General features: G+C 74.0%; 22 protein-coding genes. 10 read left to right on the forward strand and 12 right to left on the reverse strand.

All coding sequences use genetic code 11. The annotated features are described in order from the left end of the window. The first annotated feature begins 45 nt into the window (after positions 1 to 45). Positions 46 to 633 carry a hemerythrin domain-containing protein gene (locus tag AB0J57_RS07280; protein WP_366127018.1) on the forward strand — a complete coding sequence of 196 codons (588 nt, stop codon included), beginning with the start codon at positions 46 to 48 and terminating at the stop codon, positions 631 to 633. A 109-nt stretch (positions 634 to 742) separates the two neighbouring features. On the opposite strand, the gene AB0J57_RS07285 is transcribed toward AB0J57_RS07280, so the two are convergent. Continuing rightward, on the reverse strand, positions 743 to 1189 hold the full coding sequence (locus AB0J57_RS07285; protein WP_366127019.1) for a DUF4383 domain-containing protein: 447 nt from the start codon (positions 1187 to 1189) through the stop codon (positions 743 to 745). A 159-nt stretch (positions 1190 to 1348) separates the two neighbouring features. On the opposite strand from AB0J57_RS07285, the gene AB0J57_RS07290 reads away from it, so the two are divergent. Further along, positions 1349 to 1852: a DUF1360 domain-containing protein gene (locus AB0J57_RS07290; RefSeq protein ID WP_366127020.1), complete on the forward strand. Its 504-nt coding sequence runs from the start codon at positions 1349 to 1351 to the stop codon at positions 1850 to 1852. Here the strand turns inward: AB0J57_RS07290 and AB0J57_RS07295 are convergent. After that, positions 1839 to 2555: a DUF2071 domain-containing protein gene (locus tag AB0J57_RS07295; RefSeq protein ID WP_366127021.1), complete on the reverse strand. Its 717-nt coding sequence runs from the start codon at positions 2553 to 2555 to the stop codon at positions 1839 to 1841. The genes AB0J57_RS07290 and AB0J57_RS07295 overlap by 14 nt on opposite strands. Positions 2556 to 2557: 2 nt before the next feature. Next, on the reverse strand, positions 2558 to 3295 hold the full coding sequence (locus AB0J57_RS07300) for a helix-turn-helix domain-containing protein (RefSeq protein ID WP_366127022.1): 738 nt from the start codon (positions 3293 to 3295) through the stop codon (positions 2558 to 2560). Positions 3296 to 3394: 99 nt separating this feature from the next. Here AB0J57_RS07300 and AB0J57_RS07305 point away from each other — a divergent pair, with 99 nt between their 5' ends. Beyond that, positions 3395 to 5050 (forward strand): amidohydrolase, encoded by a 1656-nt coding sequence (locus AB0J57_RS07305; RefSeq protein ID WP_366127023.1) that lies wholly within the window; start codon positions 3395 to 3397, stop codon positions 5048 to 5050. Between the two features lie 11 nt (positions 5051 to 5061). Here AB0J57_RS07305 and AB0J57_RS07310 read toward each other — a convergent pair whose 3' ends face one another. Together AB0J57_RS07310 and AB0J57_RS07315 are read right to left on the reverse strand one after the other, a co-directional pair. Next, the gene (locus AB0J57_RS07310) at positions 5062 to 5757 is read right to left on the reverse strand and encodes a type 1 glutamine amidotransferase domain-containing protein (RefSeq protein WP_366127024.1); all 696 of its coding nucleotides are present in this window, start codon (positions 5755 to 5757) and stop codon (positions 5062 to 5064) included. 128 nt (positions 5758 to 5885) lie between these two features. Then, positions 5886 to 6242, reverse strand: coding sequence for a hypothetical protein (locus AB0J57_RS07315; RefSeq protein WP_366127025.1), 357 nt, complete (start codon positions 6240 to 6242; stop codon positions 5886 to 5888). Positions 6243 to 6404: 162 nt separating this feature from the next. On the opposite strand from AB0J57_RS07315, the gene AB0J57_RS07320 reads away from it, so the two are divergent. Next, on the forward strand, positions 6405 to 6680 hold the full coding sequence (locus AB0J57_RS07320) for a DUF1876 domain-containing protein (RefSeq protein WP_366127026.1): 276 nt from the start codon (positions 6405 to 6407) through the stop codon (positions 6678 to 6680). Between the two features lie 193 nt (positions 6681 to 6873). On the opposite strand, the gene AB0J57_RS07325 is transcribed toward AB0J57_RS07320, so the two are convergent. Further along, a complete protein-coding gene (locus AB0J57_RS07325; protein ID WP_366127027.1) occupies positions 6874 to 7278 on the reverse strand; it encodes a ChaB family protein in 405 nt (134 codons plus the stop codon). A 296-nt stretch (positions 7279 to 7574) separates the two neighbouring features. Here AB0J57_RS07325 and AB0J57_RS07330 point away from each other — a divergent pair, with 296 nt between their 5' ends. Together AB0J57_RS07330 and AB0J57_RS07335 are read left to right on the forward strand one after the other, a co-directional pair. After that, positions 7575 to 7973 carry a DUF6153 family protein gene (locus AB0J57_RS07330; protein WP_366127028.1) on the forward strand — a complete coding sequence of 133 codons (399 nt, stop codon included), beginning with the start codon at positions 7575 to 7577 and terminating at the stop codon, positions 7971 to 7973. A 99-nt stretch (positions 7974 to 8072) separates the two neighbouring features. Continuing rightward, the gene (locus AB0J57_RS07335) at positions 8073 to 8720 is read left to right on the forward strand and encodes a DUF305 domain-containing protein (RefSeq protein WP_366127029.1); all 648 of its coding nucleotides are present in this window, start codon (positions 8073 to 8075) and stop codon (positions 8718 to 8720) included. An 18-nt stretch (positions 8721 to 8738) separates the two neighbouring features. Here AB0J57_RS07335 and AB0J57_RS07340 read toward each other — a convergent pair whose 3' ends face one another. Together AB0J57_RS07340 and AB0J57_RS07345 are read right to left on the reverse strand one after the other, a co-directional pair. Further along, the gene (locus tag AB0J57_RS07340; protein ID WP_366127030.1) at positions 8739 to 9626 is read right to left on the reverse strand and encodes a hypothetical protein; all 888 of its coding nucleotides are present in this window, start codon (positions 9624 to 9626) and stop codon (positions 8739 to 8741) included. A 61-nt stretch (positions 9627 to 9687) separates the two neighbouring features. Beyond that, positions 9688 to 10776, reverse strand: a complete 1089-nt coding sequence (locus AB0J57_RS07345; protein ID WP_366127031.1) for an ABC transporter permease — start codon at positions 10774 to 10776, stop codon at positions 9688 to 9690. 139 nt (positions 10777 to 10915) lie between these two features. Between AB0J57_RS07345 and AB0J57_RS07350 the strand changes: the two genes are divergently transcribed. From AB0J57_RS07350 to AB0J57_RS07360, 3 genes are read left to right on the forward strand one after another with little or no spacing between them, the layout of a single operon-like run. Continuing rightward, on the forward strand, positions 10916 to 11269 hold the full coding sequence (locus AB0J57_RS07350) for an STAS domain-containing protein (protein WP_366127032.1): 354 nt from the start codon (positions 10916 to 10918) through the stop codon (positions 11267 to 11269). A 5-nt stretch (positions 11270 to 11274) separates the two neighbouring features. Then, positions 11275 to 12204: a sensor histidine kinase gene (locus AB0J57_RS07355; RefSeq protein WP_366127174.1), complete on the forward strand. Its 930-nt coding sequence runs from the start codon at positions 11275 to 11277 to the stop codon at positions 12202 to 12204. A 48-nt stretch (positions 12205 to 12252) separates the two neighbouring features. Beyond that, on the forward strand, positions 12253 to 13053 hold the full coding sequence (locus AB0J57_RS07360) for an alpha/beta hydrolase (protein WP_366127033.1): 801 nt from the start codon (positions 12253 to 12255) through the stop codon (positions 13051 to 13053). Positions 13054 to 13078: 25 nt separating this feature from the next. Here AB0J57_RS07360 and AB0J57_RS07365 read toward each other — a convergent pair whose 3' ends face one another. Continuing rightward, positions 13079 to 14020, reverse strand: coding sequence for a DUF6777 domain-containing protein (locus AB0J57_RS07365; RefSeq protein WP_366127034.1), 942 nt, complete (start codon positions 14018 to 14020; stop codon positions 13079 to 13081). Between the two features lie 493 nt (positions 14021 to 14513). Between AB0J57_RS07365 and AB0J57_RS07370 the strand changes: the two genes are divergently transcribed. Next, a complete protein-coding gene (locus AB0J57_RS07370) occupies positions 14514 to 15764 on the forward strand; it encodes a streptophobe family protein (RefSeq protein WP_366127175.1) in 1251 nt (416 codons plus the stop codon). A gap of 46 nt (positions 15765 to 15810) precedes the next feature. Here the strand turns inward: AB0J57_RS07370 and AB0J57_RS07375 are convergent, their stop codons facing one another. Genes AB0J57_RS07375 through AB0J57_RS07385 form a run of 3 tightly spaced genes read right to left on the reverse strand, consistent with a single transcriptional unit; the run spans position 15811 to position 20081 of the window. Next, complete coding sequence (locus AB0J57_RS07375) at positions 15811 to 16764, reverse strand: serine/threonine-protein kinase (protein ID WP_366127035.1); 954 nt, start codon at positions 16762 to 16764, stop codon at positions 15811 to 15813. Then, positions 16761 to 17591: a hypothetical protein gene (locus AB0J57_RS07380; protein WP_366127036.1), complete on the reverse strand. Its 831-nt coding sequence runs from the start codon at positions 17589 to 17591 to the stop codon at positions 16761 to 16763. The genes AB0J57_RS07375 and AB0J57_RS07380 overlap by 4 nt, the downstream gene beginning before the upstream one ends. Positions 17592 to 17600: 9 nt before the next feature. Continuing rightward, positions 17601 to 20081, reverse strand: coding sequence for an FHA domain-containing protein (locus AB0J57_RS07385; RefSeq protein ID WP_366127037.1), 2481 nt, complete (start codon positions 20079 to 20081; stop codon positions 17601 to 17603). Between the last annotated feature and the right edge of the window lie 9 nt (positions 20082 to 20090).

Below are 20090 nucleotides of genomic sequence, written 5' to 3' on the forward strand. Positions count from 1 at the left end.
ACTCGTAGCGTCTCGTCGTTCCGGAACCAGACGGAGGGAAAAGCCGTGAGCAGCGCCAAGCAAGAACGAGCGGAAGCCGCGAAGCTTCCCGACGACGACGTCATCGGAGTCCTGCTCCGCCAGCACGCGCTCATCCGGGACCTCTTCTCGGAGGTGAAGAGCGCCGAGGGCGGCCGGCCCAGGCAGGAGGCCTTCGACGCGCTGAGGGCACTGCTGGCGGTGCACGAGACCGCGGAGGAGATGATCCTGCGTCCTGTCGCCACCGGCACCGCCGGCGAGGCGGAGGCCGATGCCCGCAACCGGGAGGAGAAGGCGGCGAACCAGGTCCTCGCCGAACTGGAGCGGATGGACGTCTCCAGCTCCGAGTTCGACGACCTCCTCAGCCGGTTCGAGAAGGACGTCATCGAGCACGCGGAACACGAGGAGAAGGAAGAGTTCCCCTCCGTGCTCCGGGAGTGCCCCGAGGCGCAGCGCAAGCGGCTGGGCGGTCAGCTCCAGCTCGTCGAGAAGCTCGCCCCCACGCACCCCCACCCGCGCACGGCGGGTTCCCCCACCGCCCAGTGGGTGGTCGGGCCGTTCGCGTCCATGCTCGACCGCACCAGGGACGCGCTCAAGCACGTCACCAACCGTTGACCACACCAACCGTTGACCACTGTGAACGCTCTTGAATACCGTCCCGATGGCGTGAAGCGAGCTGCTTCACGCCATCGGCGACACGGGACGTCCACGGGACGCCGGGACGTCATCGGATCAGGCGCCGGCCGCCCAGCAGGAGCCCCAGGGCGACCATGCCGGCGCCCAGGGCGAGGTGCAGCCAGTTGTCGGCCGTGTTGACCGGTACGAAGTTGGCGGCGCTGTCGTGGTCGATGAACAGCCCGTACAGCCACAGCGCCAGGTAGATCAGGCCACCGACGAGCAGGAAGGTCCGGGCGGTGGAGGCGGCGCGTGCCATCGACAGGCCGGCCAGGCCGAACAGCAGGTGCACGAGGTTGTGCAGGATGGACACCTGGAACACGCCGAACAGCTTCGCCTCGGAGTCGTGCTCGGCGAACTCCATCGCGCCGTAGTCGGTGGTGATCCCGGGGATGAAGCCCAGGACGCCCACCAGCAGGAAGACGGCACCTACGAGCAGCGCTGCCTGCTGAACGGGGGTCCGGGGGGCCACAGGCGTACTACGCAGACCGTTCATGATCGGGCTTCCTTCGCATCGGGACGGCCTTCCGGGTCGCCCGAATCTGCATCTGAGTCGCGATTACCCCGGTTGGTGATGTTTATCCCACTTTTACATCCGGTGGCCGGAAAGCACCGGCCCTCGTTTGCCCGCGCCGCCGAAGGGCAGTCGGCACCCATGACGGACCTGTTGGGACGCACCCGCCGCGCCTACGCCGGAGCCCGCGGCCGCCCGCTGGCCGGATACCTCGCGGTCCTGGCCGGCTACGGCGCCTATGTGTCGGCATGGGCGGCAGCCGTCCGGCGTAGCGGAGCCGCGCTGCCGGACCGGGCGGAACCCTGGGACGTGGCGCTCACGGCGGTGGCGACGTTCCGCCTGAGCCGGCTGCTCACGAAGAGCACGGTCACCAGCCCGCTGCGGGCGCCGTTCACCACCTACGACGGTCACCAGGGGCCCGCCGAACTGAGCGAGAGGCCCAGGGGCGGGGACAGGAAGACGGTCGGGGAGCTCGTGACCTGCCCCTTCTGCATGAGCGTCTGGGTGGGCACGACGCTCACCGCGAGCCGGGTGCTGTGGCCGCGCGCGACCCGGACGGCGGTGGCCACCATGGCGACGGTGGCCGGGGCGGACGCGCTGCAACTCGCGTACACGCGCCTGACGGACAAGGTCACGAAGGACTGACCGGCCGGGTCACCCCCAGCCGTACGGGCCCGACGCCCCGTGAGAAGTGCGCCACCGGCTCGCCGGCCGGGGGAGTGAGGCCGGCGTGCGCGGTCAGGGTCTCGTGGAGGTCGAGGACCGCCGCCCGCGCCAGCGGCCAGGGCTCGTGCTCGACCGGCGTCTCCCACAGCACCCCCGCCTGCCGCGTGACGGACCGCCACCGCGAGGTCAGCCAGACGTCCTGCTCCGTCGCCTCCGCCACGGGATCGCCGACACGGACCGTCAGCCGGTACGACGGTGACGGCCCGACGCCGCGGCGCAGCCCCTTGTACCGGACCACGGCGCCCTCCGTCACCGCCTGAAGGTCCCCCAGGTGATACGGCGCGCCGATCACCCGCGCCGCGAGCATCAGGGGACTGCCCACCTCGATGGACAGGAACCACAGGCCGTCCCGGCCGCTCGGCAGGCGCACGTAGGTGCGCAAGTTGGTCTCCAGGAAGCGCGGGCCCGGCAGGGGAACGGCTCCGAACGCCTTCAGGGAGTCCATGACGAACGGCGTGAGCCCGACCCAGGCCCTGCCCTGAAAGAGGTCCGCCTCCAGACCGTCCGGCAGGAGCGCCTCGACCTCCTCCGGGGGATAGGCCCAGTGCACGAACGACTGGCTGAGCCACCTCGCGGTCAGCATGGGGACCGTGACCGGCTGCTCCGCCGAAACGGATGCCATGGTCAGTGCGTTCCCCCGCCCGGGCCGGGCATTCCCCTCCCCTGGCGCGCGAGCCGGCCGGCGGCGGCCGACAGCAGCAGGTCCAGGGCCGTGGGGTACGCGCTGTGCGGCATCCGGGCCACCAGGTGGCGGGCCGTGGCGGCGATGTGCGGATGGGACGCGGCGGGCAGGTCCGCGTACGTGGTCCGCCACACCTCCGCCTCCGCCTCCCGCGCCGCCCGGGGGAGCGCCGCGTTCGCCGCGTCCAGAGCGGCGAAGGCCAGGGTCTGGTCGACGAAGGCGTGGTAGAGCAGCACCGCCTCCCGGTCGGGGAACCCCGCCCCCCGCAGGATGCCGAGGATGGTCTCCACCGCCCGGATCTCGTGGACCCGCCCCGTCACCCGGCACGCGGCCAGCACCGCCGCCTGCGGATGGGAGAGGGCCCCGGCGTGCATGCGCAGCCCCAGGCTCCGGAGGTCCTCGAGCCACTCGCCGGTGGGGCGCCAGGCGGCCAGCGCCCGCCCGATGAGCTCGTCGGCGACGGCGAGCAGCAGGTTGTCGGTGCCGCGGAAGTACCGGTACAGGGCGCTGGGGTCGGCGCCCAGCGCCAGACCGAGACGGCGCACGGTGAGCGCGTCCGCGCCGTGCTCGCCGATGAGGCGCAGGGCGGTCTCCACGATCAGCTTCTCGGACAGGACGACGCCCTGCTTGGTCGGGCGGCGCCGACGCCGGGCCGGGCCCGGTACGACACGGTCGGTCATCGGCGTCCTTCCTCGCTCGTCGGTCGAGGGTCGCCGTACACCCGCGCTTATGTCAACGCCATTGACCTGTTCGCCGTGGCCCCGCTTCCATGGGCGCTCATGCGCACTCATCGCCACGCCGACCTGGTGTTCACCGGCGGCCCCGTCCTCACGCCCGCCGGCGACCGTCCCGCGACCGGCCTCGCCGTCGCCGTCACCGGCGACCGGATCAGCGCCGTCGGCGCCGCCCACGACGTGCACGGCCTCATCGGCCCGCGCACCGAGGTCGTCGACCTCGCCGGCCGCCTGCTGCTGCCCGGGTTCCAGGACGCCCACGTCCACCCCGTCCCCGCCGGCCTGGAGGCCGCCCAGTGCGACCTCACCGGTGCGACGACGGCTGACGACACCCTCGCGGCCGTGGCGGCCTACGCGACCGCCCACCCCGACCGGGAGTGGATCACCGGCGGCGGCTGGTCCATGGAGGCCTTCGACGGCGGCACGCCCACCAAGGACCTCCTCGACGCGATCGTCCCCGACCGCCCGGTCCACCTGCCCAACCGGGACCACCACGGCGCCTGGGTCAACAGCCGCGCCCTGGCCCTCGCCGGCGTCACCCGCGACACCCCCGACCCCGCCGACGGCCGGATCGAGCGCGACGCCTCCGGCGAACCCACCGGCATGCTCCAGGAAGGGGCCATGCGGCTCGTCGGGCGCCTCACCCCGCCGTCCACCGACGCCGACCGGCTGGCCGCCCTGCTGCACGCCCAGCGGACGCTGCACGCGCTGGGCGTCACCGCCTGGCAGGACGCCCTCGTCGGCACGTTCCTCGGCATGGACGACCCCTCCGGCGCCTACCTGGCGGCCGCCCGCGACGGCTCCCTCACCGCCCGCGTCTCCGGCGCCCTGTGGTGGGACCGCGAACGCGGCGCTGAGCAGATCCCCGGCCTCGTCGAACGGCGGGACGCCCTCGGCCACGGCCGGTTCCGCGCCGGAACCGTCAAGATCATGCTGGACGGCGTCGCCGAGAACGGGACCGCCGCCCTGCTCGACCCCTACCTGGACCGCTGCGGCTGTGCCACCGCCAACCGGGGCACCAGCTTCGTCGACCGGGACCGACTGCCCGACTACGTCACCGAGTTGGACGCCCGCGGGTTCCAGGTCCACTTCCACGCGCTCGGCGACCGCGCCGTACGCGACGCCCTGGACGCCGTCGAGGCCGCCCGCAGCGCGAACGGGCCCAGCGACACCCGGCCGCACCTCGCCCACCTCCAGGTCGTCCACCCCGACGACGTCCCCCGCTTCGCGCGGCTCGGCGCCACCGCCACGATCCAGCCGCTGTGGGCCGCGCACGAACCGCAGATGGACGACCTGACCATCCCGTTCCTCGGGCCCGAACGGGCCGCCCGCCAGTACCCGTTCGGCGGCCTGCTGCGCGCCGGGGCGAGGCTCGCGGCGGGCAGCGACTGGCCGGTCAGCAGCCCGGACCCGCTCGAAGGCGTCCACGTCGCCGTCAACCGCGTCCTGCCCGGGACGGCCGGGCCGGTCTTCCTGCCGGAGCAGCGCATCGGCCTGACCGCCGCCCTCACCGCGTACACCGCCGGCTCGGCCCACGTGAACCACCTCGACGACACCGGCAGCGTACGGACCGGGGCCCTGGCCGACCTGGTCGTCCTGGACCGCGACCCGTACGCCGGACCGCCGGAGGCCATCGCCGGCACCCGGGTCGCGCTCACCTACGTCGGCGGCGAGCGCGTCCACGCCGCCCCCGACGCCTGAGGAACGCGGGCTCAGCCCAGGTGCTTCAGCAGCTCGGCCGCGAGCGGGGCGGAGGAGGCCGGGTTCTGACCGGTGACCAGATTGCGGTCGACGACCACGTGCGGCGCCCACGGCTCGCCCTCCCGGAAATCGGCGCCGATCTCCACCAGGCGGTCCTGGAGCAGCCACTTGGCCTTGCCGGCGAGCCCCGCCTGGGTCTCCTCCGCGTTGGTGAAGCCGGTCAGCCGGTAGCCCGCGAAGGCGTTGGTGCCGTCCTCCCGGCGGGCGGCGAGCAGCGCGGCCGGGCCGTGGCAGACCACGCCGAGCGGCAGGCCCGTCTCCAGCGCGCGGGTCAGCAGGCGGCCGGAGGCGGCGTCGGCCGACAGGTCCTCCATCGGGCCGTGCCCGCCGGGGTAGAACACCGCGGCGTACTCGCCGAGGTCCACGTCCGCCACGGCCACCGGGCGCTGGAGCGCGGTGAGGGACGCGAGGGCGTTCGCGACCCGGTCGGCGCCGTCCTGGCCGCCGTTGACCTCCGGGGCGAGGCTCCCCCGGTCGACGGTCGGAACGACGCCGCCCGGGGTGGCCACCACGACCTCGTGGCCGGCCGCCGTGAACGCCTCGTACGGGGCGACGACCTCCTCGGCCCAGAAGCCGCTCGGGTGCTTGGTGCCGTCCGCCAGCGTCCAGTGGTCGGCGCCGGTCAGCACGAAAAGGATCTTCGACATGGTGTGTCTCCCTGGTGGGTGCGGTCGATGTCCCGACCGTAGGCCCGGACACCCATAGGGAGCCAATGGGGAATCCGATCGCCGGTATCGGCATTCCTATGCCTGAAAAGTGTGGATCACCCGCTTTCCTATGCCTGCCTCGCCGGGTGCGCCGCGATCGACGCGACCGGCGCCGTGTCGCTCAGGTGTCCCACCTGGTGGCGCGCCCGGTCCGCCGCGGCCGGGGTGCCGGAGATGGCCGCCGTCGTGGGGGCGGGCGGCGCCGCCTTGCCCCGGTCGTCGGGCGCGTTCGCCACCGACGACCAGGTGCGCAGCCGGTGGCTGACCGCGTCGTCCAGGCTCACCGGGGCGCCGCGCTGCTCGGCCAGCCGGCTGGCCTCCCGGCCGAGCGCCGCGATGTCGTCCCAGCGCAGCCGCAGTACCACGGACACCTCCGCGCCGCCGTCCGGAAGTCCTCGCATCGCCGGCTCGTCGCGCTCGCTCATCACCGCTCCTGTCGTTGCCGCAGAGACGTTTCACCGCACTAGTACGGAGCACCCGTGCAGCCCGTTCAGTTCGTCGCCGCGGCGGCCTGTCCCCCGAATGGGCGTGCGGCCACCCGCAGGTGCACGCTGGAGGGGTGACGGAGTGACCTGGAGGTGTGTGGGATGAAGACGATCGTCGGATGGCACGTGGACATCGAGTTCACCGAGGACGAGGTCGCGGGCAAGACCCGGGCGGCCTGCATGGTCCGGCTCCCGGACGGCACCGAGATGCGCGCCCACGGCCACGCCAAGCGGCACCCGGACGACATGGAACAGCAGCGCGTCGGCGAGGAGATCGCCGCGGCTCGCTGCCTGAACGAACTCTCACGAAATCTGATGAAGAAGGCCGGGGGTGAGATCGAGGAGGTGACGCACGTCCCGGCCCACCTGGCCATGTGAGCACGCGCGAGCCGGTTGAACGGACGGTCGCGGCAGGCAGCCTGCCGCGACCGTCCGGCATGTGGCGACCCGTCCGGCGAGTGGCGACCCGTCCGGCACGTGGCCGGGACGACCGGCGTGCGTGTGGCCGGGACGACCGGCGTGCGCGTGGCCGTGACAACCCGGCGTGCGCTGGGCCGGGATGAACCCTGCGTCAGGACGCCCGCGCCTCGCGCGTGCGTGACCGGTTCTCCTTCCGGATGGCCTCCAGGAGCTCCGGCTTCGACATCCGCGACCGGCCGGCGATGTCCAGTCGCCCGGCGAGCTCGTAGAGGTGCTGCTTGGACGCGTTCTCGTCGACGCCCTCACCGCTGCGGCCGCCCTGCTGCCGGGGCCGCGCCGCCAGCGGGTCCGACGGGCCCTTGCGGCCGCCCTCCTTGCGCTCCCAGTGGTCGCCGACCTTCTCGTGGGTGTGCTTCAGGGCGCTGTACGCCACCCGGTGGGCCCGCTCGCCCTCGCCGTACTCCTCGACGGCCGAGTCGTGCGCCTTGACCCACGTACGCTGCGCGCTCTTCGGCGAGCGCCGCAGAGTCGACGGCAACTCCTGCTCTCCTGGCACACTCCTCACCTCCGTCCGCTCCACCGTGCTCCACTCTCGGAACGAGTGTCCGCGCCGCGCCGGGACAAACGGCCGCGACGCCGGTCCGGCCGGGTGACACGGCGCCGGTCCGGACGGGTGACGCGGCGCCGCGTCCGCGCCGCGCCTGCCCGGCCACGGCGGGCCCCGCTGGCAGAGTCGGCCCCGTTAACTCCAAGCGCCCCGCCCATGGGGCTGCTGGGCCGGGCCCCCGGACGGGTCGGACATCGTCCGGGGGCCCCGGCTTGCCCGGAAGGTGTGCCTCTACGATGAGGGCCATGAGCCCCGGTCAGCGCCGACGCCGCGTACGCCCCCCGGCGTACCGCGGGGCGCTGCTGATCCTGGCCGTGCTCGCCGGGGTCCTCGCCATGCACGGGCTCGCCCCCGGCACCGCCGCCCCGGCCGCCTCCGGTCACGCCCACGCGCGGCCGGCCGCCCACGTGCCCGGCGACGCCTGTGACCACGTGGAGGAGGGGCGCGGCGGCGCGGGCCATGCCGAGCACGCCGACTCCACGTGCGCGGCCGGCGGGGTTCCCACCACGCCCGGCCACCCACCCCTGCTCGGCGGTCCCGTCTCCCCGGGCGCCGACGCCGGGCGTCTCGCCGCCCCGCGCGGGGCGAGGGCGACCGACCGCGCTCCGCCCGACCTGGCCGAGCTGCAACTCCTCCGCATATAGGGACGCCCGCGCGGCGCACCGCCCTCCCGGTCCGACGGTGAGGACCGGCGCCGTGCCCCGAGCCGTTCCCGATACGCACACGCGAGGAGTTCCACCACCATGACCGCACGACGTCCCTCCAGCCGTACCCGCACGGTCGCCGCCCCGGCCTTCGCCGTTGCCGCCGCGCTCGTCCTCGCCGCCTGCGGCACCGACGGCGGTGACGCCGGCCACACCGGCCACGGCAGCGCGCCCGCCGCCTCCCCGTCCGCCTCCGCGCCGGCCGAGCAGGGCGGCCACAACGCCGCCGACGTGGCGTTCGCCCAGGGGATGATCCCGCACCACCGCCAGGCCGTCGACATGGCCGACATGGCAGCGGAACGGGCATCGTCCAAGGAGGTCAAGGAGCTCGCGGCCGCCATCAAGAAGGCCCAGGACCCCGAGATCCGGACGCTGTCCGGATGGCTCACCTCCTGGGGTGAGCAGGTGCCCGGCGAGGACGCCTCCGCCGACCACTCCGGCCACGGCGACGGCACGGCCGGGATGATGACCGAGCAGGAGATGGACCAGCTCGAGAAGTCGTCCGGCAAGGCCTTCGACACGGCGTTCCTGAAGCTGATGATCAAGCACCACGAGGGCGCCGTCGCCATGGCGAAGACCGAGCAGGCCAAGGGTTCCTACCCGCCCGCCAAGAAGATGGCCGACGGCATCATCGCCTCCCAGTCCGCCGAGATCACCCGGATGAAGCAACTGCTCGGCACCGGCTGACCCCGGCGCGCGGCACACCTACCCGAGGCGCTCCAGCACCTCCCGGCAGGCCTCCCCGACACGTACGTCGCCCAGGTACGCGGCGATGCCGTGATGGTTGGCGCTGTCGTTGGTCACCAGCACGTCCGTGATCCGGTCGACCGGGGCGTACTCGGGGCGCAGGGTGTGGTCCAGGGCCACCAGGTCCCTCGGGTCCGAGGCGTTGAGCCAGGCGTGAACGCCCGGCGGCACCGCGGGCCGTGCGGCCAGGTGGCCCTGGACCTCCGCGACGGCCAGCGGGGAGCCGAGGGTCACCAGGAGCTCGGCCTCCCGCCCCGACTCGGCGAGCACCTCGTACGCGACGACGGAGCCGAGGCCGTGGCCGACGACGACCAGCGGGGTGTCGCCGGCCTTCCCGAGCTCCGTGGTGAGGGCGTCCCGGATGGCGTCCCGGGCTCCGCCGAAGAAGTACGCGTGGGTGTCCTTGAAGGTGTGCTTGACCAGGGTCCGGAGGAGGGCCCTGCGGGCCGCCACCGACTCGGCCATCGTGTCCGCCAGGTACGTCATGTCGCGCAGCCAGCCGCCGAGCGGGTCGCCCGGCTCCCCGGTCCACGGCCCCTCCGGCGCGGGGGATGCCGACTCGAACCAGGCCTCGCCCAGGGTGCGCGCGACGAACTCCTCGGGCGGCTCGTCCCGTACCGGCGCCGGCATCTCGTCCTCGGCGCCCTTGACGCTCTCGGGCCCGCCGTCCAGGGTGTCGGGCCCCGCGTCGGGCAGCGGGGTCCCGTGCCGCACGGGCGCCCAGTACGCCATCAGGGAGTCGTCGCCCAGGTCCCGGCCGAACAGCGCCTGGTCCCACCGCGACTTCAGCAGCTCCGCACGGACCTTGCTGCCGCTGCCGTGGACGTAGATCATCCTGGCGCCCATGGTTCCTCCCGCCCCCCATGAAGAAGCATGAAGAAGACGGTCACTGTCAGTTTATGCCGCCTTATGCCGCCGCGTGGGCCGGGGCCCGGTCGCGGCCGCCCGGGTGGCGGTGGCGCCAGAACCAGAAGACGCCGCAGGACACCAGCGCCCACGCGCCCAGCACCGCGAACGGGAACACGTGCTGGTGGCCGCCGAAGTAGACGGCCGTGTGCTGGGCGTTCACCGAGGCCCCGGGCGGCAGCCAGCGCCCGATGTGGCCGAGCGCGGACGGCAGCAGCGGCCACGAGACCGCGCCGCCCGACGACGGGTTGCCCAGCAGCACCATCAGGCCCCAGGTGGGCAGCATGGCCCACCGCCCCATCAGGGTGTTGAACATGGTGAAGACCATGCCGGACGCGAACATCGTCAGGGCCAGGATCAGCCAGGACTCCACGAACGGCAGGTCGACGGCGCCCAGCAGCCAGTCGACGGTCGCGGCGACGGCGAAGCCGCCGAGCAGCGCGTACGCCAGCGTGAAGGCGATCCGCTCGGCCGGGTTCAGCGCACGGGCGTGCACGCTGAGCTGGATCGCCCCGACGAAGCCGATGATCACGGCGGCGAGGGAGATGTAGAACAGCGCCAGCCCCCGTGGATCGCCCTTCTGCAACGGCTCGACGTCCCGCACCTCGACCGGCACGCCCGTCGCCCGGCCCACGGCCGCCCCCGCCTCGGCCAGCACCTGGGCCACGGAGGCACCCGACGCCCCGACCACGTCCAGCAGGACACCGGCGGCCCGCGGCCGGACGGTGAGCACCGCGAAGACCTCCTGCTCCTCCACCGCGCGGCGCGCCTCGGCCCCGGTGCCGTACCGGCGCAGCTCCAGCGAGGCGTGGAGCGCCCGCTCCATGCCCCCGACGAACCGCCGGCCCTCCGCCGTGTCCGTGGCGCCGACCACCGCCGTCGGGATGTGACGCGGCGTCGGATTGGCCATGGTGTACGTGTACGAGCCGGCGAACAGCGCGGCCGCCACGGCCAGGATCAGCACCAGCACGGTGGCCGGCAGGAAGGGCGACTCCCTGAACGCCGCCCAGGTGTCGGCCCGTGTCGGCGGGCGTCCGTGGGCGCCATGGGCGGCCCGGTCGTCCCCGGCGTCGTCATGCGTATCGGACATGCCGTCAGGCTAAGGCGAACAGATCGGACAAAAAGCCCGGAACGCGCGCGTGGCTCCTCTTCCCGGCCTGAACCGGCTTCGTCCGCGGCGGCAGTGGGGGTACCGTCGGGGTGGGCCGGACGGAGATCGCGGAGGGACCATGGCGGTGCTGCACACCGAGGACGCGTCCTGGCCCGGGCGGCCTTCCCGCCGCTCCCTGGTGTCCGAGGAGTCCCGGCGAGACGGCGTCGTCCACGTGTCGGGACAAATCTACCTGGACACGCTCACGGAGTGGGAGCGGATTCTGGCCGGTCTGTTCCAGCGCGAGGGGGACGTGCACATGGACCTGTCGGAGGTCACCTTCGTCGACGTCGCGGGTGCGACGGCGCTCGCCGGCAGGGCGCAGCGGCTGCCCCGGGACCGGCGGATCGTGATCCACCACCCGCCCGCCTCGCTGAGCCGAGTGCTGGAGCTGTTCTGGCCTGATCTGGTGGCGATCGAGGTGGTGAAGTGAACGACATGGGGGCGACGGCCGATCCGTTCACGCACCCAGCCCTGTTCTACGCGGACGAGGCCGGGTACCTGGCGGGAACCGTCCCGTTCGTCGAAGCGGGCCTCGCCGCCGGTGAGCCGGTCGCGGTGGCCGTCCCCGGCGAGAACCTCGCCCTGCTGCGCAAGGCGCTGGGCCAGGACGCCCGCCGCGTCCGGCTGCTGGACATGACGGAGGCGGGGCGCAACCCGGGGCGGATCATCCCGCGCGTGCTGCGCGGATTCGCCGACGCCCACCCCGGCCGCCGCGTACGGATCATCGGCGAACCGATCTGGCGGGGGCGCACGGCCGACGAATACCCCGCCTGCGCACAGCACGAGGCGCTGATCAACCACGCGTTCACCGGCCGCGCGGCCACCATCCTGTGCCCGTACGACACGTCCGGCCTGGACGCGGTGGCGCTGGCCGACGCCCGCGTCACCCACCCGGTGCTCATCGAGGACGGCGTCGAGCGGGCCAGCGACGCCTACGCACCCGACCGGGTCGTGGCCGGCTACAACCTGCCGCTGTCCGCCCCGCCCGGCGCCCGCGCCCTGCCCTACGACGCCGACCTGCTGCCTGACGCGCGTGGCTTCGCCCTGCGCCACGCGGACGCGCTCGGCCTGCCCCCGGACCGCCGCGACGACGTGGCCCTGGCCGTCTCGGAGCTGACCACCAACAGCGTCATCCACGGCGGCGGCACGGGCACCCTGCGGGTCTGGGCCGAGGCCGGCCACGTGGTGTGCGAGGTGCGCGACCGCGGCAGGCTGACCGACCCCCTCGCCGGCCGCCGCCCAGCCGCCCCCGGCCAACTCGGCGGCCGGGGCCTGCTGTTGGTCAACTACCTCGCCGATCTCGTACGCGTCCACACCGCGGACGACGGCACCACCATCCAGTGCCACTTCCGGCTGCACGCCTGAGTCCTGTGCCCAAGTCCTGTGCCCGGCGCGGGTCCTAGAGTGATCCGCATGAACTCCATATCGCTGGACGGCGTCACCATCCGCTACGACGACTCGGGGCCGCAGGACGGGCTGCCCGTCGTCCTCGTGCACGGACACCCCTTCAACCGCACCCTGTGGGCACCGCAGACGAAAGCGCTGGTGGCGGCCGGGTACCGCGTCATCGCACCGGACCTGCGCGGTTACGGGGACAGTGACGTCGTCCCCGGCGTGACCCCGCTGTCCCGCTTCGCCGACGACATCGCCGCCCTCCTCGACCACGTGGGCGTGCGGCGCGCCGTGATCGGCGGGGTGTCGATGGGCGGACAGATCGCCATGGAGTTCCACCTCCGCCGGCCCGAGCGCGTACGGGCCCTGGTACTGTCCGACACCTCCCCGGCCGCCGAGACCGAGGAGGGCAAGGCCTTCCGCAACAGCCTGGCCGACCGGCTGCTCGCCGAGGGCATGGACGGGTACACGGCCGAGGTCATCGACAAGATGATCGCCCCGTACAACGTCGCCGGGCAGCCGGACGTGGCCGCCCATGTGACGGGCATGATGCGCGCGACCGATCCCGAGGGCGCCGCGGCGGCCCTCCGCGGCCGGGCCGAACGCCCCGACTACCACGCGAGCCTCGCGTCCGCCGCCGTACCCGCGCTCGTCCTGGTCGGCGCCGACGACGTCTACACACCCGTCGCCGGCGCCGAGGCCCTGCACGCGCTGATCCCGCACTCCACGCTCGCCGTCGTCGAGGGCGCCGGACACCTGCCGGGCGTGGAGCGCCCCGAGCGGTTCAACGCCGAGCTGCTGCGGTTCCTCGACACCCTGTGAGGGCCCGCCCCGCCCTGACCGGTGGTCAGTAGGCGGGGGCCGAAGGGGCGGACGGCGAGCCGTAGTCGGGCGACTGCTCGGTGGTGGTCTCGCCGGGAGGAGGCTCCGTGGTCGTCGTGTCCTCCGTCTCCGGGCTCACCGGGGACTCGGGGGTCTCCGGGCTGGGGGAGGACGGTGGCTTGGGCACGGGCGACGACGGGGGCGGGGAGGTCGCGGTGTCGGTGGGGCTGATCGTCGGCGGCTCGGTCTCCCGGTCCCGGTCGGCGTTGGAGTCGCCCGGGTGGCGGGTCACCCACTCGCCGGTGCGGACGTCGACGATGATGAAGACCTTCACGACCTGGGTGGCCGGCTTGACGACGACCGTGTTCGACATGCTGTAGCCGGGCCATCGGTCGCCCACGGGGCGCGGCGCGGTCCTCGTGACGACCGGGTCGCCCAGCGGATTGCCGCAGGCGCACCGCACGCGCGGCGCACCACGGTTGTCGACGAGCACGGCCGTGCCGGCCTGGAGGACCGCCTGGTACGCCCGCGGGGCCCCGTCCCGGTAACCGTGGTTGGTGACCCACGTGTCGGCGCGCAGCCGCAGCGGGGTCAGCGACCGCAGGTAGTCGGGCACGGTGGGCGGCTGGATGCGCAGGGCCGTGGCGAAGGCGCGGTTCTTGGCCGGCTCGGCCGCCAGGTACTCGATCTGGCGCTCGACGTCGCAGCTCGCCACGTTCTTGGTGCCGCCGTAGAGGCCGCGCCGCGAACCGTCGTACTGCCGGACGGCGTTGTCGCCAGGGGGCGGCTGGGTCGTGGGCACCTGGACCGTGGGGGACGGCGAGTCGGCCGGGTCGCGCGCCGTGGAGTCGGTGAACGGGTCGGGGCCGGTGGCCGCGGCGTTCTGGAGGGAGATCGTGCCGCCCCCGCCGCCGCCCCCGCCGTCCCCGTCACCGCCGGGGCGGGTCAGGACGACGGCCACCACCACGGCCACGACGATCGCGGCCGCGGCCAGGGCGATACGGGGGACGGACCGCCACCACGGGCGGCCACCGCCACCCGTGTCACCCGGACCGCCGCCGGGGCCGCCACCCGGACCACCCGGGCCGCCCGGACCACCAGGACCACCGGGTCCGCCGGGGCCACCGGGCTCGCCCGGACCGGCCGGGCCGCTCGGGCCCTCGCCTCCCGGGCGCGTCGGGGGACCACCCTGAGGGTGCGTGGAGTGGCCCGAGATGGGCCCCGGGGGAGGACCGCTGGGGCGATCGGAGGGCGGTTGGGAAGTCACGTTTTTCCCTTTCTTCCGTATCCGCGCCCATTGTGTGTCCCGTAGGGGCGCGGACCGCAAACGCACCGCACCCGCCCAGTGACACACCGCCACCCTCCGCAGGCGAGCCTCCGGCCGCGCGCTTACCGTGGGCACCGTGAGCCGTCACGGACCCAGCACAGAGAGTCAGGCGCCGAGCGGAGCGCGCGGCGCCCTGCACGACTGGGGCGACGCCCTCGTCACCGTGCTCGCCGCGCTGGCCGCCATGGCCGTCATGGCCGCACTCGGCCTGTGGGCGGCGGGCGCCACCGCCCTGCCGGACGGCGCGTTCCCGCGCGTCGTCGCGGCCGTCGTCGTCATCGCCGCCGGCGGCGACGTGGACGTCTCCGGCGCCGCCGGAGGCCTCGCCGGAACGGACGCGGAACTCACCCTGATGCCGCTGTCCGTGACCCTCACCGGGGCACTCGTCGCCGGGAGCCTCTTCCTCCGGCCGCTGCGGCACCGCGCCGTCGCCTCCACCGGCGAACTCCTCGCCCGCGTCGCCCGAACGGCCGTCCTGTGGCTCGCCGCGCTCGCCGCCCTCACCGCCCTGGCCCGGCACACCTTCTCCATCGCGCCGCCCGGCTCGCCCGTCGACATCATCGGCGGCCTGCTGGACGCCACGCCCACCGTCGGCTTCCGCGCGAACGTCGGGCTCACCCTCCTGTTCGGCCTGATCTGGCTGCTCGGCGTCCTCGCCATGGCCCTGCTCGTCTCCCGCAAGGCCCCGCTCCCCGCCCGGCTGCTGCGCTATCAGGAACCCGTCCGCCCCGCCGCCTTCGCGATGCTGCTCCTGCTCCTGGCGTACGTCGCCGCCGGCCTCGTCGCGGGTCTGATCGTGGCGGCGACCCGCGGCCATGCCGCCGAGACGTTCGCCGTGATCCTGCTGGGCCTGCCGAACGTCGTCTGGCTCGCCCTGGGCCTCGGCATCGGCGCCTCCTGGGAGGGCAGGGTCGAGGGCCCGTTCGGGCTGCCGATGCCGCACGTCCTGGACCAGGCGCTGCGCGGCTCGAGGGACACCACACTGGACGTCACCGCACTCGCCCAGCACGACGGGCGGGCCTGGTGGCTCATCCCCGTCGCCGCCGTCCTGCTGCTGGCCGCCGCGGTCGCCATGGCGGTCCGCTCACCCGCCGGCACCAGGCTGTGGCAGTACGCCCTCCACCTGGGCGTCGCCTTCGCGCTCACCATGCTCGTCGTCACGCCCGTCACCCGGGTCGTCGCCCGGCTGGGCCTGTCGATCCTCGGCATCGTGGAGGTCGACGACCTCGGCGGCCAGGTGGCGCTGCGGCCCCATGTGTGGACCGCGGTCGGCCTCGCCCTGCTCTGGGGGCTGGTCGCCGGGGGCCTGGGCGGCCTGCTCGCCGCGCGGGTACGCCGCCCCGGGAAGGTCCCCGCGCCACCGGACGCGCCGTCACGGCCGTAACCCGTTCGGGCTCTCGCCGGCGTAACCCTCATCCTCACCTTGAGCGTCACAGCTCCCGGAACACCGGCAGCGCCCAGGCGGGCGGTGCGGGGGGCGGCCGTTGCGGGCCGCCGTCGCCCACCAGCGCCGCCCGCAGCTCGGCCACGAACTGCAGGCACGTCTCGTACCGCTCCTCCGGAGTCTTCGCCAGCGCCTTCGCCATGATGGCGTCCACGCCGGACGGCAGCTCCGGCCGCTCCCCGGTCAGCGGCGGCGGAGGATCGTACTGGTGCGCCCAGAGCAGCGCCATGTCGTCGTCCCGCCGGAACGGCGGCGCCCCCGCCAGCGTCTCGAACACCACGCAGCCCAGGCTGTACACGTCGCACCGGCCGTCCACCGGCCGCCCCGAGATCTGCTCCGGTGCCACGTAGTCGAGCGTCCCGACGAACTGGCCCACACTGGTGAACCCGGTCAGCGACAGGGACTTCTTCGTCAGGCCGAAGTCCGTGAGGTAGACGTGCTCCGGATGCTCGCTGTCGGTACCCGGCGCGACCAGGATGTTGCCGGGCTTGACGTCCCGGTGCACCAGGTCGTGCGCGTGCGCCGCGTCCAGCGCCGAGGCCACCTGCGCGGCGATCCGCCCCGCCTTGTCGGGCGGCAGGGGACCCTCCCGGTCCAGCAGCGCCCGCAGGTCCTGCCCGGCCACGTACCGCATGGCGATGTAGAGCACGCCCTCGGTCTCGCCCGCGTCGAACACCGGCACGATGTGCGGGTGGTCGATGGCGGCCGCCACCCGCGACTCGTGCGCGAACCGCTTGCGGAAGGTGTCGTTGCGCGCCAGCTCCGGGGCCAGCAGCTTCAGCGCCACCATCCGGTCCAGCCGCAGGTCCCGCGCCCGGTACACCACGGCCATGCCGCCGCGCCCGATCTCGCTCTCCACCCGGTAGTCCGCGATCCGCTTGCCGACCAGCCCGGACGGCCGCCCGGCGGGCAGGTCGTCGCGCGTGACGCGGTCGGTCATCGGCCGTCACCCGTCCGGTCCGGCGGACCGGCCTCGTCCTCGCCCGCCTCCACCAGCCGGGTCGGCTCCTCGCCCGCGTCGGGCACCGCCGCGTGGTCGACCACCTGCGTCGGCTCGTACCCCGCGGGCGGGCCGGAAGCCACGGGCGGCTCCTCGGCGGCGCCCGGGCGCGCTCCGGCAGCCGGCGGCGCACCGGACTCGGGGACGACGGCCGTCGCACCGGCGGCCGGGACGGCCTCCGGGACGGCTTCAGGGGCCGCTTCGGGGCCCGCCGCGCGGTCGGCCGAGCCGTCGGCCGGGGCGGCCGCCGACGGGCCGCCCGAGGTGGCGTACGTGCCCAGCCGCGCGCCGTCGCAGTACAGCCACCGCTCACGCCGCGTGTCGTACATCCACAGCGCCTCGCCGTCCACGACCAGGCCGATCCGCAGCCCCTGCGTCCGCCGCTGGAACGTCTCGCCGTCCAGGCGCCCCGCCGCCAGCTCCTCCGCCGCCCGCCGGTAGCGGCCCACCGCCTCCTCGGCCCGGGCGAGCAGCGGCCGGGGATCGGATGCCGTGCCCATCGGCTGCCCCGCGGCCGGGGGGTCCGGCGGTACGGAGACCAGCAGCCGCCCGTCCACCCAGGCGGACCAGCCGTTGGAACACAGCACCTGGCCCCAGTCGCCGACCCGGTCCAGCAACTGCACGGGCAGGAACGGGTCCAGCGGCACGGTCGGGCGGCCCGGATCGGGCGCCTCCCAGGCCGGCAGCCCCTCGGCGGGTACGACATGGCTGGGCCGGAAGCCGCCGGGAGAGCGGGCAGCGCCCGAGGAGGAGCCGGGGAAGACCATGAAGGGTGCCTACTTTCGCATGATCACCGGCTCGTGCCGGCGCAGCAGCCTCGCGACCACGAACCCGAGGACGACGGACAGCACCACGAGCATCCCCATGTCCAGCAGCCAGGTCGCCATCGTGTGCTCGAACAGCGGGTCCGCCGTCTTGCCGGTCGGCGACAGCCGCCGGATGTCGACCGTCGAGCCCATCGCCCCGAACGCCCACCGGGACGGGATGAGCCACGACAACTGCTCCAGGACGAGCGACCCGTGGATCTTCAGCAGGCCGCCGCAGAACACCACCTGGACGATCGCGAGGAGCACCAGGAGCGGCATGGTGACCTCCTCCTTGCGCACCAGCGCGGACACGAACAGGCCGAGCATCATCGCCGTGAACGACAGCAGCGCCACGGCCAGCGTGATCTCGATCAGCGGTGGCATCAGCACGCCCTTGCCGCCCGGGGCGTTCAGCGGGATGCCGATCAGCGCGACCAGCGTCAGCACGACGGCCTGTACGACCGTGATCAGGCCGAGCACCACCACCTTGGACATCAGATACGCCGATCTGGACAGGCCGACGGCTCTCTCCCGGCGGTAGATCGTGCGCTCCTTCACCAGCTCCCGCACCGCGTTGGCGGCGCCCGTCAGCACACCGCCGACGCACAGGATGAGCAGCACGTTCATCGTCGACTCGCGGCCGAATCCGCCCTCGGACAGCGCCCGGGCCATCGCGCCCATCACGAACGGCAGCGCGATCATGATGGCGATGAACGTCCGGTCGGCGCTCAGCGCGGCCGCGTACCGCCGTACGAGGGTCCGCAACTGGGCGCCCCAGCTCTGGGCCTTCGGTGGCGGGGCCGGCGGCGCGGCGGCCGCCTGGCCGTCCGGCAGCGGCGGCCGTTGCATGGCGCCCGCGATGTACTGCTGGTGCAGCCGGGAGGCGCGGTAGCCGCCCGCCCAGTCGCGGTCCCGGTCGTTCTCGAACGCCTCGAACGCCTCCGGCCACTGCGCGAAGCCGAAGAAGCCCAGGGCGTCCTCGGGGGGCCCGTAGTACGCGATCCGCCCGCCCGGCGCGAGCACCAGCAGCCGGTCGCAGACGTCCAGGCTGAGCACGCTGTGGGTGACGACGATGACCGTACGGCCGTCGTCGGCGAGCCCGCGCAGCATGTGCATCACCGACCGGTCCATCCCGGGGTCGAGGCCCGAGGTGGGCTCGTCCAGGAACAGCAGCGACGGCTTCGTCAGCAGCTCCAGCGCCACGCTGACCCGCTTGCGCTGCCCGCCGGACAGACTGTGGATCGGCTGGTCGGCACGCTGCCCGAGGCCCAGCTCCGCGATCACCTCGTCCACCCGGGCCTGCCGCTCGGCGCGGGCGGTGTCCTCGGGGAAGCGCAGCTCGGCGGCGTACGCGAGGGCGCGCCGCACGGTGAGCTGGAGGTGCAGGATGTCGTCCTGCGGTACGAGGCCGATACGGCGGCGCAGCTCGGCGTAGTCCCGGTACAGGTCACGCCCGTCGTACAGGACCGTGCCCCGGTCGGCCGGGCGCAGCCCGGTGAGCGCGTTGAGCAGCGTGGACTTGCCCGAACCGCTGGGCCCGACGACGCCGAGCAGGCACTTCTCCCCGACGGGGAAGGTCACCTCGTCGATGAGGGTCTTGCGGCCCCGGTCCACCGTGACCGCCAGGTCCTGTACGTCCAGCGACACCTCGCCGGTGTCGGTGAACTCCACGAGCTGGGCCCCGACCAGGCAGAACGCCGAGTGCCCGATGCCGACGATGTCGTCGGGCGTCACCCGCGCCCGGGTGACCGGCTGGCCGTTGAGGAACGTGCCGTTGTGGCTGCCGAGGTCGTGGATCCAGTACGTCCCGTCCGGCTGGGCGAGCAGTTCGGCGTGCCGGCGGGAGACCGTCAGGTCGTCGACGACCAGGTCGTTGTCGGGGCCGCGCCCGATGCGTACCGTCCGGGCCGGCAGCGGGCGCACGGAGGTCGGCTGCCGGAACGTTCCGGTGGCGGCGGGCATCGACACCGAGGACGGCCGCGGCGCGGGGGACGGGGCGGGGGACGCGGGCGGGGCCTGCTCCCAGGCCGGCGAGGGGGGTGCCTGCGACCAGGACGGCGAAGGGGGCGCCTGTTCCCAGGAGGGTGCCTGGCGTTCGGGCTCCGGAGGCGGGGCCGGCGGCGCGGCCTCCTCGGGCGCCGACAGCAGGGCGCAGGGCCCGTCCGCCGGATGCCCGAAGTGGATGACGCTGCCGGGGCCCACGCCCCAGACCTGGACGCGTCTGCCCTCGGCGAAGGTGCCGTTCGTACTGCCCTCGTCCTGTACGGTCCACCGTCCGCCCTCGGGGCGCAGCACCGCGTGGTGCCAGGAGATCCGGGCGTCCGCCAGCACAATGTCGCTCGCTGGGTCACGCCCGATGCGGTACTCCCGACTCGGACTCATCACGGTGGAGTCCCCGTCGATGTCGAGGACCAGCTCGGGCGCGGTGGGCACTTGTGGCCGCTCTCCCATAGGGGAATT

This window comes from Streptomyces sp. NPDC049837 (assembly GCF_040674455.1).
Classification (GTDB): Bacteria; Actinomycetota; Actinomycetes; order Streptomycetales; family Streptomycetaceae; genus Streptomyces.

What these genes read in the sequence shown, in the direction of transcription:
- AB0J57_RS07285 (WP_366127019.1), bottom strand. Translation starts at nt 1,189, where the DNA reads ATGAACGGTCTGCGTAGTACGCCTGTGGCCCCCCGGACCCCCGTTCAG.
- AB0J57_RS07290 (WP_366127020.1), top strand. Translation starts at nt 1,349, where the DNA reads ATGACGGACCTGTTGGGACGCACCCGCCGCGCCTACGCCGGAGCCCGC.
- AB0J57_RS07295 (WP_366127021.1), bottom strand. Translation starts at nt 2,555, where the DNA reads ATGGCATCCGTTTCGGCGGAGCAGCCGGTCACGGTCCCCATGCTGACC.
- AB0J57_RS07300 (WP_366127022.1), bottom strand. Translation starts at nt 3,295, where the DNA reads ATGACCGACCGTGTCGTACCGGGCCCGGCCCGGCGTCGGCGCCGCCCG.
- AB0J57_RS07305 (WP_366127023.1), top strand. Translation starts at nt 3,395, where the DNA reads ATGCGCACTCATCGCCACGCCGACCTGGTGTTCACCGGCGGCCCCGTC.
- AB0J57_RS07310 (WP_366127024.1), bottom strand. Translation starts at nt 5,757, where the DNA reads ATGTCGAAGATCCTTTTCGTGCTGACCGGCGCCGACCACTGGACGCTG.
- AB0J57_RS07315 (WP_366127025.1), bottom strand. Translation starts at nt 6,242, where the DNA reads ATGAGCGAGCGCGACGAGCCGGCGATGCGAGGACTTCCGGACGGCGGC.
- AB0J57_RS07320 (WP_366127026.1), top strand. Translation starts at nt 6,405, where the DNA reads ATGAAGACGATCGTCGGATGGCACGTGGACATCGAGTTCACCGAGGAC.
- AB0J57_RS07330 (WP_366127028.1), top strand. Translation starts at nt 7,575, where the DNA reads ATGAGCCCCGGTCAGCGCCGACGCCGCGTACGCCCCCCGGCGTACCGC.
- AB0J57_RS07335 (WP_366127029.1), top strand. Translation starts at nt 8,073, where the DNA reads ATGACCGCACGACGTCCCTCCAGCCGTACCCGCACGGTCGCCGCCCCG.
- AB0J57_RS07340 (WP_366127030.1), bottom strand. Translation starts at nt 9,626, where the DNA reads ATGGGCGCCAGGATGATCTACGTCCACGGCAGCGGCAGCAAGGTCCGT.
- AB0J57_RS07345 (WP_366127031.1), bottom strand. Translation starts at nt 10,776, where the DNA reads ATGTCCGATACGCATGACGACGCCGGGGACGACCGGGCCGCCCATGGC.
- AB0J57_RS07350 (WP_366127032.1), top strand. Translation starts at nt 10,916, where the DNA reads ATGGCGGTGCTGCACACCGAGGACGCGTCCTGGCCCGGGCGGCCTTCC.
- AB0J57_RS07355 (WP_366127174.1), top strand. Translation starts at nt 11,275, where the DNA reads ATGGGGGCGACGGCCGATCCGTTCACGCACCCAGCCCTGTTCTACGCG.
- AB0J57_RS07360 (WP_366127033.1), top strand. Translation starts at nt 12,253, where the DNA reads ATGAACTCCATATCGCTGGACGGCGTCACCATCCGCTACGACGACTCG.
- AB0J57_RS07375 (WP_366127035.1), bottom strand. Translation starts at nt 16,764, where the DNA reads ATGACCGACCGCGTCACGCGCGACGACCTGCCCGCCGGGCGGCCGTCC.
- AB0J57_RS07380 (WP_366127036.1), bottom strand. Translation starts at nt 17,591, where the DNA reads ATGGTCTTCCCCGGCTCCTCCTCGGGCGCTGCCCGCTCTCCCGGCGGC.
- AB0J57_RS07385 (WP_366127037.1), bottom strand. Translation starts at nt 20,081, where the DNA reads ATGGGAGAGCGGCCACAAGTGCCCACCGCGCCCGAGCTGGTCCTCGAC.